14 protein-coding genes and 1 pseudogene are annotated in these 13,363 nt (G+C 56.8%); 2 read left to right on the forward strand and 13 right to left on the reverse strand.

Going from position 1 to position 13,363, the window contains the following annotated elements; translation table 11 throughout:
* Positions 1–297: hypothetical protein (locus AB8996_RS04625; protein WP_369297803.1), on the forward strand; the 297-nt coding region annotated here is incomplete at its 5' end.
* A 325-nt stretch (positions 298–622) separates the two neighbouring features.
* Positions 623–1,747 carry a Gfo/Idh/MocA family protein gene (locus AB8996_RS04630; RefSeq protein WP_369297804.1) on the forward strand — a complete coding sequence of 375 codons (1,125 nt, stop codon included), beginning with the start codon at positions 623–625 and terminating at the stop codon, positions 1,745–1,747.
* A gap of 93 nt (positions 1,748–1,840) precedes the next feature.
* Here the strand turns inward: AB8996_RS04630 and mgtE are convergent, their stop codons facing one another.
* From mgtE to AB8996_RS04695, 13 genes and pseudogenes are all read right to left on the reverse strand, one after another.
* Positions 1,841–3,175 (reverse strand): magnesium transporter, encoded by a 1,335-nt coding sequence (gene mgtE, locus AB8996_RS04635; RefSeq protein ID WP_369297805.1) that lies wholly within the window; start codon positions 3,173–3,175, stop codon positions 1,841–1,843.
* A gap of 338 nt (positions 3,176–3,513) precedes the next feature.
* Positions 3,514–4,386: a DegV family protein gene (locus tag AB8996_RS04640; protein ID WP_369297806.1), complete on the reverse strand. Its 873-nt coding sequence runs from the start codon at positions 4,384–4,386 to the stop codon at positions 3,514–3,516.
* 140 nt (positions 4,387–4,526) lie between these two features.
* Positions 4,527–4,949, reverse strand: coding sequence for a Holliday junction resolvase RuvX (gene ruvX / locus AB8996_RS04645; protein ID WP_369297807.1), 423 nt, complete (start codon positions 4,947–4,949; stop codon positions 4,527–4,529).
* A 12-nt stretch (positions 4,950–4,961) separates the two neighbouring features.
* Complete coding sequence (locus AB8996_RS04650; RefSeq protein ID WP_369297808.1) at positions 4,962–5,624, reverse strand: histidine phosphatase family protein; 663 nt, start codon at positions 5,622–5,624, stop codon at positions 4,962–4,964.
* Entirely contained in the window at positions 5,618–6,526 is a 909-nt protein-coding gene (locus AB8996_RS04655; RefSeq protein WP_369297835.1) for a dihydroorotate dehydrogenase, read from the reverse strand. The genes AB8996_RS04650 and AB8996_RS04655 overlap by 7 nt, the downstream gene beginning before the upstream one ends.
* 18 nt (positions 6,527–6,544) lie before the next feature.
* Positions 6,545–7,129: pseudogene (locus tag AB8996_RS04660) on the reverse strand (Type 1 glutamine amidotransferase-like domain-containing protein); the annotation flags it as partial.
* 12 nt (positions 7,130–7,141) lie between these two features.
* The gene (locus AB8996_RS04665) at positions 7,142–7,900 is read right to left on the reverse strand and encodes a dihydroorotate dehydrogenase electron transfer subunit (protein ID WP_369297809.1); all 759 of its coding nucleotides are present in this window, start codon (positions 7,898–7,900) and stop codon (positions 7,142–7,144) included.
* Between the two features lie 15 nt (positions 7,901–7,915).
* The gene (locus tag AB8996_RS04670) at positions 7,916–8,449 is read right to left on the reverse strand and encodes a GNAT family N-acetyltransferase (protein WP_369297810.1); all 534 of its coding nucleotides are present in this window, start codon (positions 8,447–8,449) and stop codon (positions 7,916–7,918) included.
* Between the two features lie 49 nt (positions 8,450–8,498).
* Positions 8,499–9,032, reverse strand: a complete 534-nt coding sequence (locus AB8996_RS04675; RefSeq protein ID WP_369297811.1) for a GNAT family N-acetyltransferase — start codon at positions 9,030–9,032, stop codon at positions 8,499–8,501.
* 18 nt (positions 9,033–9,050) lie between these two features.
* Positions 9,051–9,983: an orotidine-5'-phosphate decarboxylase gene (pyrF, locus tag AB8996_RS04680; protein ID WP_369297812.1), complete on the reverse strand. Its 933-nt coding sequence runs from the start codon at positions 9,981–9,983 to the stop codon at positions 9,051–9,053.
* A 12-nt stretch (positions 9,984–9,995) separates the two neighbouring features.
* Entirely contained in the window at positions 9,996–11,273 is a 1,278-nt protein-coding gene (locus AB8996_RS04685) for a dihydroorotase (protein WP_369297813.1), read from the reverse strand.
* A gap of 54 nt (positions 11,274–11,327) precedes the next feature.
* Entirely contained in the window at positions 11,328–12,167 is an 840-nt protein-coding gene (locus AB8996_RS04690; RefSeq protein WP_369297814.1) for an ElyC/SanA/YdcF family protein, read from the reverse strand.
* Between the two features lie 50 nt (positions 12,168–12,217).
* Entirely contained in the window at positions 12,218–13,147 is a 930-nt protein-coding gene (locus AB8996_RS04695) for a DUF4349 domain-containing protein (protein WP_369297815.1), read from the reverse strand.
* Positions 13,148–13,363: the final 216 nt, after the last annotated feature.

Genomic DNA, 13,363 nt, shown 5'->3' on the forward strand with positions numbered 1-13,363 from the left:
ATAAGTTTTCCGCAGGAAAACTTCAGGAAAACGGCTGAGCGCAGCGAAACCGTTTTTTGTCCCGTCTCGCGCATGCAGGCTGCGCCTGCACGCAAGTCGCGTGTGGAGGCGTGTTCCTTTTCCAAAAAGCAGCGGCGCGCGCTGAAATTTGCTTTGGACGGGGCAACTATTTGGGTAAAAAGGGGCTTAAACAATATATTCCAGTTAAATAAGTTTTCCGTAGGAAAACTTCAGGAAAACGGGCAAGCACAGCGAAACCGTTTTTTGTCCCGTCTCGCGCATTGCAAATGGACTTGAACCCGTATTTTAATCAGATAAGTTTTCCACAGGAAAACTTCAGGAAAACGGGCGAACACAGCGAAACCGTTTTTTGTCCCGTCTCGCGCACAAAATGGGACTTGAACCCGTATTTCAATCAGATAAGTTTTCCGCAGGAAAGCAGGTGGGCAAAGCTCTTTCGGCAGCAGTTTTTCCGTTCTGTGACATTTTCCTTTTTTGTAATGCACCGAAAATCGGTCGGCAGAGATTTTCCTTGACAGAAGTCCCGAAAAATGATACTAATTAGTAGAATGGTATCCATGGCTTTCTGCCGGGTACAGTTTCAAACACGGGAGGTTTTTTCATGATAGACGGAAAAGTAGCCGTTGCCATTGTGGGCTGCGGCGGCATGGGCGGCGGACACGCTGTCGCCATTTCAACAGGCAGCGGTCAGGCGCTGTGGATGACTGACGGCTCCAAGGGACGGGAGCTTCTGCCCGGCGACACCGACCTGACCAAGAAGATGGTGCTTGCGGGCACCTTCGACATCAAGAAGGAACGTCAGGAATGGGCAAGGAAGCAGGGCTTCCGCACCTATGACAGCTTTGAGGAAATTCTGGCAGACGACGCGGTGGACGCCGTACTAGTGGCGACCCCCAACGACAGCCACAAGGAGCTTTCCATTCGCGCCATGCGCGCCGGGAAGCATGTTCTCTGTGAAAAGCCTGTGATGATGAACAGTCAGGACTTAGTGGACGTTATGGCAGTTGCCAAGGAGACGGGCAAGGTCTTCTATCCCCGGCAGAACCGCCGCTGGGATAAGGACTATCTCGTAATGAAGAAGGTCTACGATGAAAAGCTCATCGGCAATGTGTTCCATGTGGAGTCCCGGTACCAGGGCTCCCGCGGCATTCCCGGCGACTGGCGGGGGATCAAGGCTATGGGCGGCGGCATGATGTTTGACTGGGGCGTCCACCTGCTGGACCGCCTTGTGCTGATGATCCCGGAGAAGATCAAGCAGGTTTACGCCAAGATGACCCATGTGACCAACGACGAGGTGGACGACGGCTTCTTTATGAACATGACCTTTGAAAGCGGCATTACCGCCACAGTGGAGGTGGGCACCTGCAACTTTATCACTCTGCCGAACTGGTACATGGCAGGAGATCAGGGCACCGCTACCATTGCCGATTTCAAGGACGAGGGACGCATGGTGGTGCTGCACAGCTGGGAAGACAAGGACGCCACCCCCATTTTGATGGGCGAGGGGCTGTCCAAAACCATGGCTCCCAGAAATAAGGATTCCGTAGAGGAGCGCCCCCTCCCCTATGAGCCATACGACCGCAACCAGCTCTATTCTAATTTCTGTGACGTGGTGCTGGGCAAGGCAGAGCCTGTAATCAAAAACGAAGAAGCCCTCCGGGTGCTGCGGCTGATGGAAGCGGCGCTGGAATCTGACGAAAAGGGCATTGTAGTGAACTTCGAGTAAAGAAAAACTGCAGAACATAACGAATCCGCTGGGAGAAAGTTTTTCTCTCAGCGGATTTTTGCATTGGCTCTTATTCTTGACCTGCTTTGGATATCAGATACCCAACAGGAGCTTCGCGATGTTGAAATAAATCACAAGCGCCACTGCGTCCACAATGGTGGTGATAAACGGGCTTGCCATCACGGCAGGGTCAAAGCCCAGGCGCTTTGCCAGAATGGGCAGCGTGCTGCCCACCAGATTCGCCACCAGCATGACGGCAAGCAGGGTAAGGCACACCACGGCGGCGACCAGCAGGGTGACACGGTCAAAGACAAGCAGCTTGACAAAATTTACCACCGCAAGGGTAGCGCCACAGAGCAGGGCAACGCTTGCTTCCTTCAAAATGATACGGGGCACGTCGGAATACCGTATCTCCCCCAGCGAAAGCCCGCGAATGATGGTGATGGAGGACTGGCTGCCGGAATTGCCGCCGGTATCCATCAGCATGGGAATAAAATTGGTCAGCACAACGGTCGCCGCCAAAGCGCTTTCATAAGAGGAAATGATGGCGCTGGTAAAGGTGGCGGAAAGGGTGAGGATCAAAAGCCACGGGGCGCGCTGCTTCCATGTGGCGAACACGCCGGTTTTGATATAGGGCTTCTCCGAGGGCGACATAGCCGCCATTTTTTCGATATCCTCGGTAGCTTCTTCCTGCAAAACGTCGATAGCGTCGTCCACCGTAACGATACCTACCAGCCGCTCCTCCGCGTCCACCACGGGGATCGCCAGGAAGTCGTACCGGCTCAGCTCCTGCGCCACTTCCTCCTGGTCGGTATGGGTGGAGACAAACTTCACATTCGTTTCCATGATGTTCCGAATGGTCTCTGTTTTCGGGGCGAGGAGCAGGTCCTTCACCGTGACGATGCCTTCCAGCTTCCGGCGGCTGTCGGTGACATAACAGGTATAGATGGTCTCCTTTTCCACGCCTGTGGCACGAATACGCTCAAATGCCTGCTCTACGGTCATGCTGCGCTTCAAGTCCACATATTCCATGGTCATGATGCTTCCGGCGCTGTCTTTCGGGTAATTCAGCACCTGATTGATCATTTTCCGGGTGTCGGAATCCACGTGGCGGAGAATTTTCTTCACCACGTTCGCGGGCATTTCTTCAATCATGTCCACGGTGTCGTCCAAAAAGAGCTGCTCCATCACCTCGTCCAGCTCCTTGTCGCTGAAGCCGCGGATCAAAAGCTCCTGCGTTTCGCCCTCCATGTAGGCAAAGGCGTCCGCCGCCAGCTCTTTGGGCAGCAGGCGGAACAGGATCGGCATTTTCGCTTCCGGCATTTCTTCCAGCAGGGCGGCGGCGTCCGCGGGGATCATGTCCTTCATGAGCTGAGCCGCTTCCCCATACTTTTTGTCGTTCAAAAGCTCTAAAATTTTTTCGTTCACAGTACATACCTCCTTCTTTCCAATGGTGGAGGCAGCACAAAACCAGAACACGTCGAAACGCCTTTCAAAAAAGCCGACGCGTGGCTATGAAAAACAGGGCGCAATGCCGCGCCCATACCGAATGAAACGGCATAACGGGACTTCCGCCGCACCCTGTTCTCCAGGCTTTATGCCGCCGTTACTTCGCGGGACACTCACATTGCTCCCTCCTTTATTCTCATCATAGTTTCGGGGCTTGTTCCCCGTTCTTACAATGTACCCTTTTCCCGGGAATTTGTCAAGAAAAAAAGCGCCTTAGAAAAGCGGAAGGCTTTTCCAGGGCGCTTCTAAAATTCAATTTATCTCCGGCTGCCCAGGAAAAACAGGGCTACCGTGCCGGGACCCGAATGGGCGCCGATGACGGGACCGATAAAATTGATGCGGATATCCGTGGTGCCAAACTTCTCTTTGACCTGCCCGGCAACGTACTGCGCGTCCTCCAAACAGTCGCCATGGCTGATGAAAACGGTCTGGTTTTTGGGGTCAATGGCGGTTTCTTCCATTTTCTTCACCAGCGCGTCCAGAGACTGCTTCCTGCCGCGGGCTTTGGAAACATTGATGAGGTGCCCTTCATCGTCCACATGGAGCACGGGCTTGATCCCCAGCATGGTCCCAACCAGCGCCGTGGCGGCGGACACCCTGCCCCCGCGCTTCAGGTGATTCAGGTCGTCCACCGTGAACCAGTGGCACAGGTGCAGTACATTTTCCTGAAGCCACGCGTATACCTCCTCCATGGTCTTCCCCGCCTGCTGTAAGGTAGCGGCATGATAGACCAGAAGCCCCTCTCCCATGGAGGCGCACAAGGTATCGAACACCATGATACGGCGCTCCGGGAATTTCTCCTGAAGCTCCTGCCTGGCGATCATGGCACTCTGGCAGGTGCCGGAAAGCCCGGAGGAAAAGGCAAGATAGAGAACGTCTTTCCCGGATTCCAAAATAGCCGTGAATTGCTGGAGAAACTCCTCCGAATTGATCTGGGCGGTGGTGGAGGTGCTGCCGGAGCGCAGCTTCTCATAAAAGGTGTGTTCGTCCATTTCCCCGCCGCCGGGAATGTTATGAAAGGTCTTTCCCTCCATCATGTAGCAAAGGGGAATGACCTGCACCCCAAGCTCCGCAATCATTTCCGGGGAAATGTCTGTGGTGGAATCTGTGATGATCTGGTACTCTGCCATGAAAAGCCCTCCTGATGATCTCCTCAAGATTTTTACCCGGACTTACATTTTGTAAGTCTTGTATGTATCATACAATAAATTTCAGAAAAAGTATAGGACTATTTTGCCGGGGCAGCGCCCGGAAGGGATTTTTTGGAATTTTACTTTGCTTTTGCCCGCCTGCCGTCCAGATAAGCCTGTAAAATCACGGTAGCCGCAACGGCGTCCACCACGGCTTTCCGCTTTTTTCCCCGGACATTGGTCTCGTTTAAGTAGCCGTGGGCGGTGATGGTGGTGCCCCGCTCGTCAAAAAATTCCACCGGCAGCCCGGAAGCTTCTTCCAGCATTGCGCCGATTGCCCTTGCGCCTTGGGCGCTTTCCCCCTCGCTGCCGTCCATGTTCCGGGGCAAGCCGACAATAAGACCCTCTGCATGATTTTCCCGGGCGGCGGCGGTAATTTTTTCCACCAGCCGCTCCCGGTTATGCTCGGTCAGCACAGCAAGAGGAGAAGCGAGGACTTCCCCTTTATCGCACAGGGCAAGCCCGGTCCTGGCTTTTCCCAAATCTACCCCCAGCAGTATCATGGCGTTTCTCCTTTATACGGCTTCCGTGTGGAATTTATACTTGGTGGGCGAGCGGCGCAGCTCCTCCGGCAGGTGGGACTGGTCGTTTACCAGCGTCCACTTGAGACCGCCCCTGCCGTCGGCTTCCAGAATACTGACGCCTGTGTTGCCGAACACAGCGCCGCCCCGCATTCCTGTAACGTCTCCCGTGCGTATCCGGGCGTCAAGGTTCCGAATCACGCCGCCGTGGGTGGCGATGAGCACCGTTTTGCCGGGGTTTTCGGCAATGATCTGATCCAGCGCCCCGTTTGCCCGGTCATACGCCTGCTTCATGGTCTCTCCGCCGGGAAATTCACACAGGTCGGGGGATTCGTCCCAATTTTTTGCCACCAAAGGGAATTTCTCGCCGATTTCCGTCAAAAGCAGGTTTTCCATTTCTCCTACGTCCAGCTCGGACAGGGAGTCCCTGACTTGAACGGGCAGGTCGTGAAATCGGTTCACTGCCTGAGCGGTGCGCAGGGCGCGGCTCAAAGGGCTGGAATAGATGGCGTCCAAATGGGTATTGCGAAAGCGCAGGGCGAGAAGCTCCAGCTGCTGCTCCCCTCTGGGGCTGACGGGCGCGTCAAAGCGCCCCTGGAAGCGGTGTTCCACATTGCCCATGGACTCACAGTGCCGCACAATGTAAATCTTTACCATGGGCGCACCCCTCCCGTCAGCTCGGACAGCGAAGAAATCCCGTTCTGCGCCATGTAAGCTTCCAGCCCCGCTTCGATTTTCAGGGGCGCGTAAGGGTCGGTAAAGAGGACCGTGCCGATCTGCAGGGCGGTGGCTCCGGCAAGCAGCATTTCCACCGCGTCCTGCCAGGTGGAGATCCCGCCCAGCCCAACAATGGGAATTTTCACCTTTTGGGCAGCCTGCCACACCATGCGCAGGGCAACGGGCAGCACGGCAGGACCCGAAAGCCCGCCGGTGTTGTTGTGGAGAATGGGGCGGCGGGTATTGATGTCGATTCTCATGCCGGTAAGGGTGTTAATAAGCGAAACAGCGTCCGCCCCGGCGTGCTCCGCCGCCACAGCCATTTCGGAAATATCCGTTACATTGGGAGAGAGCTTTACCAGTAAAGGCTTTTTGCAGTGCCTGCGCACTTCCGAGGTGATGCCGTACACCCCCTCCGCCGTGGTGCCGAACTGCACCCCGCCCTGCTTGACGTTGGGGCAGGAAATGTTCAGCTCTATCATATGGACGGGGGTATCGTTCAGCTGCTCCACGGTGGCGCAGTAATCCTCCGGGGCATTGCCAGCCACATTGGCGATGATCTTCGTTTTCTGGCGCCGGAGCCAGGGCAGGTCATGCTGGATAAAGTGCTCCACGCCGGGGTTCTGCAAGCCCACGGCGTTCAACATACCGCCGGGGGTCTCCGTTACCCTGGGGGGCGGGTTGCCGGGGCGCTCCCTGATGGTCGTCCCCTTGCAGGAAATGCCGCCCAGCACCGAAAGGGGGTAAAATTCCCCGTATTCCCTGCCGAAGCCGAAGGTGCCGGAGGCGGCGATCAGGGGATTGTTAAAATCTACTCCGGCGACGGCGACCTTCTGGGTCAGGCGGACAACTTTTGTTGTGCCGTTTTCCAGCACGACCCCCTCGCCGTCATCCAGCCGGAGAACAGTGCAGTGATTTTCCTGCTCATACCGGCGGCACCTTTCTTCCGTATCAGGAATTTTCCTGCACTGCTGCCGGTAGTGGGGCAGAATCTGTACATCGGTCAAGCCCAGCCCGGTGAAATCCTGCAAATTCAGGAAATTCAGCTCTGGGCGGAAGCTGTTGATAATGGCGATGGTCGGCTCCAGCACCAGCGCCCCGGCGCTCCAGCCGATGAGGACGCCCCGCTTCGCCACCTCTTTCAGGGCAGCTTCCGCACGGTGCTCCCGAATAGAGTGGAGCAGATAGTAGGGATTACCGCCGATCAGCTCTACCACATCGTAAGCGGCAAGCTGCTGCGCAGGCTGGGTATCAAAATCAAAGACCTCCACAGAAAGCCCGAAAAATTCCAATTCTTTCGTACAACGCTCCACATGCCAACTGTTTTCCTTGTATTCCGGGTCTGATGTCACCACCAGCGCCGCTTTTTTCCCGGAACCGAGACGCGGCTTCATTTCCCGCAGCAGCTCCTGACTGCTGAGACCATCGGAGCACAGAAGTATCATAACGTTCCCTCCTTACAGCAAGACCCGGCGGCTGTCAAAGACAGGACCGTCCTTGCACACGTGACCGTAATACTGGTTCCCCGCTTCGTCCAGCAGCGCAACTGCGCAACCCAGACAGGCGCCGATGCCGCACGCCATGCGCTCCTCCAGGGAAAGGTAGCAGGGGACGTTTCTCTCCGCAGCCAAAGCGCGGACGGCTTTCAGCATGGGGGCAGGTCCGCAGGCGAAAACCATTTCAAATTTTTCCCGCTCCGCCAGCTCCGTCACCAGCCCGTGGAAGCCGTAGCTGCCGTCGTCAGTAGCGATCAGCGTTTTTGCCCCGGCGCTTTGGAAATCCCGCTCTAAAATGACGGCTTCCCCGGTGCGGAAGCCCAATACAGCTACGGCATTTTCTCTCAGCTCCGCCGCGCAGCCCAGCAGGGGCGGAACGCCAATGCCGCCGCCGACCAGCAGCGTCTTTTTGCCGGGGACAACGGGAAAGCCGTTGCCCAGCGGGGCGAGTATCTCAAGCTCGCTTCCCGGCTGAAGCTGCGCCAGCTCTGCCGTTCCCTGCCCCCTGATCTGGAACACAAAGCGCAAGGTTCCCGCCGCTTTCCCAATTTCGCAAATGGAAATGGGGCGGCGCAGGGTGTGCCCCGGCAGCCTGATCTGGGCGAACTGACCCGGCAGGGCTTTTGCTGCAAGCTCCGGGCAGTCCAGCGTAAAATCGTACACATCGGCTGTGAGCTTGTCCGCTTTGACCAGCTTACAGCCCTTGGAATCGTACTTCATGAGCCTTTCCCCTTTTTACTTCAATTCGATCCAAAAAACCTTTACGGTCTCGTTCTCTTCCGGCACGAAGGTCTCCCGTTGAAGCACCCCGCCGTTTGCCAGAATGGTCTTTTCACTGCCAAGGTTTCCCTTGCCGCAGGAAACCATCACCCAATAAAGCCCGCGTTCCCGCGCCTTTTCCAGACACTGCCGGAGCATTTCTTTTGCATAGCCCTTCCGGCGCTCGCTGGGCAGTACGCTGTAGCCGATATGCCCGCCAAACATGGAAAGAGCCGGGTGGTCGATATGGTGGCGCAGGTCGATCATGCCGACAAGCTTATCGTCGCTTTCCCGCACGGCAAGGTACTGGGTGGAAACGGCATGCTGTTTTGGGCAGGTTTCCGGGCTGCTCATCTGCTTCACTTTGACAAACCATTCCTCGGCGCTTTCACATTTGCGAAGACCGTTGGTGCCGTCCATTTCGCTGTTATTTTCCAGAAACTCCCGGCGGTACGCCATGATCTGCCCGGCGTATTCGGCAGTGGGTATCTTCAAAACAATTTCATTCATTACAGATTCTTCCTTTCCTTAGGGAAGCCGGATCGTGCCGATCCACTTTTTATTTCAATTCGATCCAGAAAATTTTCATGGTGTCGTTTTCCTCGGGTACAAATATCTCCCGCTGGAATACGCCGCCATTTGCCAGAATTGTTCTTTCGCTGCCGGAGTTGTGAATGTTGCAGGAAATCATCACCCAGGTAAGCCCACGCTCCCGCGCCTTTTCCAGGCACTGCCGGAGCATTTCCTTGGCATAGCCCTTCCGGCGCTCGCTGGGCAGTACGCTGTAGCCGATATGACCGCCAAACATGGACAAAACCGGGTGGTCGATATGGTGGCGCAGGTCGATCATGCCGACGAGCTTATCATCGCTTTCCCGCACGGCAAGGTACTGTGTATCAGAAATGTGATCCCTGGGACAAGTCTCCGGGGTGCTCAGCTTTTTCACCTTTGCAATCCATTCCTCGGCGCTTTCACATTTGTGCAGACCGCCGCAGCCGTCCATTTCATCGCCGGCATCCAAAAATTCCCGGCGGTACGCCATGATCTGCCCGGCGTATTCGGCAGTGGGTATCTTCAAAACAATTTCACTCATTCTAATTTCTCCTTTTCTTTAGGGAAGCCGGATCGTCCCGATCCGTTTCACGATCTCATCTCTCATGCGGATTGCTTCTCTCCGGGCAGCCTGTGCGTAGTCTTCCGGGGCGCAGTCCGGCTCTTTGGTATAGGCGCACATGATTCCCCGGGAGGAATTGACGATGGCGCCCAAACCGTTTTCGTCAAAGGCGGGAGCGACATCGTCCGCCCCGCCGCCCTGGGCGCCGTAGCCCGGCACCAGGAAGAAGGTATGGGGCAGCGCTTTCCGCAATTCTCCCAGCTGGGCGGGATAGGTCGCCCCCACCACAGCGCCTACAGCGGAGTAGCCGTATTTTCCGGGAACGTCTTTCCCCCAGCTTTCGCACATACCGCCCATGGCGCGGTACACGCTTTCGCCGGAACCCAGCAGTTTATCCTGCAATTCGCCGGAGGAGGGATTGGAGGTTTTCACCAGCACGAAAATCCCCTTTCCCCAATCCTTGCATACGGAAAGCAAAGGGGCGATGCCGTCCGTGCCCAGATAGCCGTTGACGGTCAGGGCGTCAGCGCCGAAGGCTTCCACCTGCTCCCCCTCAATATCAGTGGTACCCAAATGGGCGGCGGCATACGCCTGCATGGTGGCGCCGATATCGTTGCGCTTGCCGTCGGTGATTACATATAAGCCTTTTTCTCTGGCGTAGGCGATGGTTTCCACAAGAGCTTTCACCCCCTGCCAGCCGTACATCTCATAATATGCCGCCTGGGGCTTCACCGCCGGAACGATATCGCACAGGGCGTCGATCAGCCCGCGGTTAAACTGAAGCAGCGCGTCCGCCGCGCCCTCCAGCGTTTTTCCGTATTTCGCATAGCTTGCCGCTTTCAAATACTCCGGGATATAGCTGAGCTTGGGGTCCAGCCCTGCCACGGTGGGGTTCTGCTTTTCTACGATCTTTTCCAGCAATCTGTCCATATCTCTTTCTCCTTACCTGATATCGTATACTTTTCTGCCGTGGAAAATGGTGGTCAGCACCCTGCCCTTTAATGTCATGCCCTTAAAGGGCGTATTCCTGCTTTTGCCATGCAGGGCGTTCTCGTCCACCGTCCATTTCCGCTGGGGGTCGAACAGGACAATGTCCGCGTTTGCGCCCACTGCCAGCGTGCCGGCGGGAATCCCCAGGATTTTCGCCGGGTTCACGCTCATCTTTTTGATGATCTCACCGAGGGACAGCACGCCGTCCAGCGCGGTGAGCACAGCAGAAAGGGAGGTTTCCATGCCGATGGAGCCGTTGGGCGCCATGTAGAAATCCGCTTTCTCCTCCGGCGTGTGGGGCGCGTGGTCGGTGGAGATGGCGTCTATGGTGCCGTCTTTGAGCCCTTCCAGCAGCGCCTGCCGGTCTTCCTCCGTGCGCAGGGGCGGGTTCATGCGGTAATCCGCGTCTTTTTTGCTGAGAGCTTCTTCCGTGAGAAGCAGATAGTGGGGGCAGGTTTCCGCCGTGACCTTCACGCCCCGGCGCCTGGCGTCCCGGATCAGCGCCACAGAGCCCTTTGTGCTGACATGGCAGATGTGAATGGGCGCATCAACGGACGCTGCCGCGGCGATCTCCCGGGCTGTGCCGCAGTCCTCGGCGGCATTAGGAACGCCCTGCACGCCCAGCCTTCGGGAAACCTCTCCCTCGTTCATCAGCCCCCCCGCCGCAAGGAATTTATCCTCGCAGTGGGCGGTGACGGTCATGTGGAGCTGCGGGGCGCGTTTCAGCGCCTTCAGCAGACAGGCGGTGTTTTTCACAGGCTGACCGTCGTCGCTGAGGGCAATTGCCCCCGCTTCCCGCAGGACCGCCAGATTGGCAAGCTTTTCCCCGGCAAGCCCCTCGGTGATACAGGCGGCGGTGTAAACGGCGGCGTCAGCCGATTTTGCTTTTTCCAGCAGGGCGCGCACCGCACCGGGGCTGTCCATCGGCGGGGTGGTATTGGGCATAGCAAGCAGGCTGGTAACGCCTCCCGCGGCGGCGGCACGGCAGCCGGAAAACACGTCTTCCTTATGCGTCTGCCCGGGGTCGCGGAGATGGACGTGCATATCCACAAGCCCCGGCGCGGCAACCAGCCCGGCGCAGTCCAGGATCTCCTCCGCGTCCTGCGCATGGGAGAACAGGTCTTCCCCGACCTGTTCGATTTTGCCGCCGCGAATGAGAATGTCGCCTGTCATATCCATGTTTTGAGAGGGGTCAATGATACGGGCACGTTTCAAAAGTATTTTTACCATCTGCCGTCTCCTTTTCTTTTCCAGAGCAGTAAAGAATCAGTCGTTCCTGCCGGTTCAATCTCCCGGGGAAATGTAAACCTCGGTGGGTCCGTCCGCGCCGCCGATGATCCCCACAGAGGCATGGGAATAGGTCACAAGGTTTTCCAGGTGCCATTTTGTCAGGGACAAAAGCTCCCTGCCGTAATATTCGGGAAGCAGCAGCGGGTCGGTGGGCGCCACCAGGCTGTAGGGCGTAAGCCCCGCGCTTTCCGCCAGCTTCATGGCGCGGAACATATGGAAGCTCTGCGTCACGATGACGAATTCCGTTCCCAGCCCCTCCCTGTCCGCGATCTCTTTGGAAAATTTCAGGTTCTGCCGGGTATTGCGGGACTGATCCTCCATATGGATACGGCTTTCCTCGATCCCCAGCCGCAGCAGGGCGTTTTTCTCCGTCAATGCTTCCGGGCAGGGTTCGTCCCCGCCCTGCCCGCCGGTGACGATACACACGGCGCCGGGATATTTCATCAGATAGTCATAGGCAGTGTTCACGCGGTTCGTCAGGGTCATGCCCATGCGCTCGGCACTGTACACCTGGGCGCCCAGAACGATGACATTGGTCCCGGCGGGCGGCGCGGCAAACTGAGCCGACAGCATCAGCCCGGTCAAATAGCCCGCCCACACAAGCCCAAGGCAGTAAAAGACGGACAGCAGCCGGGCGATGGCTTTCCGCCAGCCGCCCCGCTCCGCAAAACGGGAATAGAATTGCAGGATAAGAAATCCCAGCAGGCAGACGCAGAAGCCGAACACAGCGCCCAGATCAAAGCCCCCGCGGAACAGCGGCAGCAAAAACCAGATACACCCCAGCAGGCTGAGTATTTTTCCGACCCATTTCATCACAGTTTTGTATTTTTTCATAGTTACGACCATTTATCTTTCCTTCGCGCAAGAATAAAAACAGATATTCCTTACTGTTCGCCCTTCTTTTCTTCTTCCTTTTGAGCGGCAGGGGCACTTCCCTGAGTCGGCACAAAAGGCGGCGCGGAAAAGTTTGCCCGGCGCTTCTTAGCGGAGCGGCGGCTGAAAATCACGATGGGGACTGTGATGGCAGCGGCCACTACAAGGAAAGGCAGCAGCCACAGCAGCGCCAGCACCAGCCCCTGCAGCACATTGACAAAGCTGGTCCAGCCGCCTGTAAAGGCTTCCCAGGAGCGGGAGCCAAAAGACGGGCGGATCGTGTATTCCGTCACGTCCCGCAGGGAGAGGTTCACTGTGGAATAGGCGATCTCGTCATCGTAGACCTGGAGCTGGGAGGTCATACTTTCGATCTCATAGCGCACGTTGGAAAGGCGGTCCTCCAGCTGAAGAATTTCGTCCAGGTTCTCTGCCTGCGCCAAAAGCTCCAGCAGCCGGGTCTCCTCCTGCCGCAGGGACTTGAGCCTTGCTTCCGTATCCACATAGCTGCCGGTCACGTCCTCCATATAGGTGTTGCTGGAGGTCACGCGCACCGCGTTTTCCAGCTCTGCCAGGAAATCGGAAAGGGATTCGGCAGGGACGCGGATCCTGTAATCCAGCGAGCGGGCTTCCCTTTCGTCCCCCCTGCTGTAGCCGGAGAAGGAGGAGGATTCCAGATACCCGCCGTATTTGGAGATCAGAGCGTCCACCGCAGGCTTTGCCGTGTCAAAATCCTTCGTTTCCGCGGAAATATCGGAGGTGTAGATCAATTTGCGGTCAGTCGCTTCCGGCTGAAGGGCGACCTCGCCGTTTTCCGCCGCACCCGGCGCAGCTTCCTCGCTGTAGGAATCGGAGGTTTTATTATCGCTCGCCCCGCTGCCCCCGCAGCCGGAAAGGGAGAAACACAGCACCGCTGCCAGAAGTATGTAAATCAGTTTTTTCACAGGAATCACCTCAATGTGTAATCTATTAGTTTATTATACCATAAGCACGGAACGTGCGTTGGTATAATGTGCCGATCGGTCGTCTGAGCAAAGCGAAGAACTGACCGAGGCAATTTCAAATCTATAATATCCGCTGCCCTTTGCGGATATTATACCATAAGCACGGAACGTGCGTTGGTATAATGTGCCGATCGGTCGTCTGAGCAAAGCGAAGAA

Source organism: uncultured Neglectibacter sp. (assembly GCA_937958185.1).
Classification (GTDB): domain Bacteria; phylum Bacillota; class Clostridia; order Oscillospirales; family Acutalibacteraceae; genus Acutalibacter.

Coding starts and splice junctions, on each gene's coding strand:
- ruvX (WP_369297807.1), bottom strand. CDS start 4,949: ATGATACTGCTGGGGGTAGATTTGGGAAAAGCCAGGACCGGGCTTGCC.
- AB8996_RS04685 (WP_369297813.1), bottom strand. CDS start 11,273: ATGGTAAAAATACTTTTGAAACGTGCCCGTATCATTGACCCCTCTCAA.
- AB8996_RS04640 (WP_369297806.1), bottom strand. CDS start 4,386: ATGGCAGAGTACCAGATCATCACAGATTCCACCACAGACATTTCCCCG.
- AB8996_RS04665 (WP_369297809.1), bottom strand. CDS start 7,900: ATGAAGTACGATTCCAAGGGCTGTAAGCTGGTCAAAGCGGACAAGCTC.
- AB8996_RS04675 (WP_369297811.1), bottom strand. CDS start 9,032: ATGAGTGAAATTGTTTTGAAGATACCCACTGCCGAATACGCCGGGCAG.
- AB8996_RS04670 (WP_369297810.1), bottom strand. CDS start 8,449: ATGAATGAAATTGTTTTGAAGATACCCACTGCCGAATACGCCGGGCAG.
- pyrF (WP_369297812.1), bottom strand. CDS start 9,983: ATGGACAGATTGCTGGAAAAGATCGTAGAAAAGCAGAACCCCACCGTG.
- AB8996_RS04650 (WP_369297808.1), bottom strand. CDS start 5,624: ATGGTAAAGATTTACATTGTGCGGCACTGTGAGTCCATGGGCAATGTG.
- AB8996_RS04690 (WP_369297814.1), bottom strand. CDS start 12,167: ATGAAAAAATACAAAACTGTGATGAAATGGGTCGGAAAAATACTCAGC.
- AB8996_RS04630 (WP_369297804.1), top strand. CDS start 623: ATGATAGACGGAAAAGTAGCCGTTGCCATTGTGGGCTGCGGCGGCATG.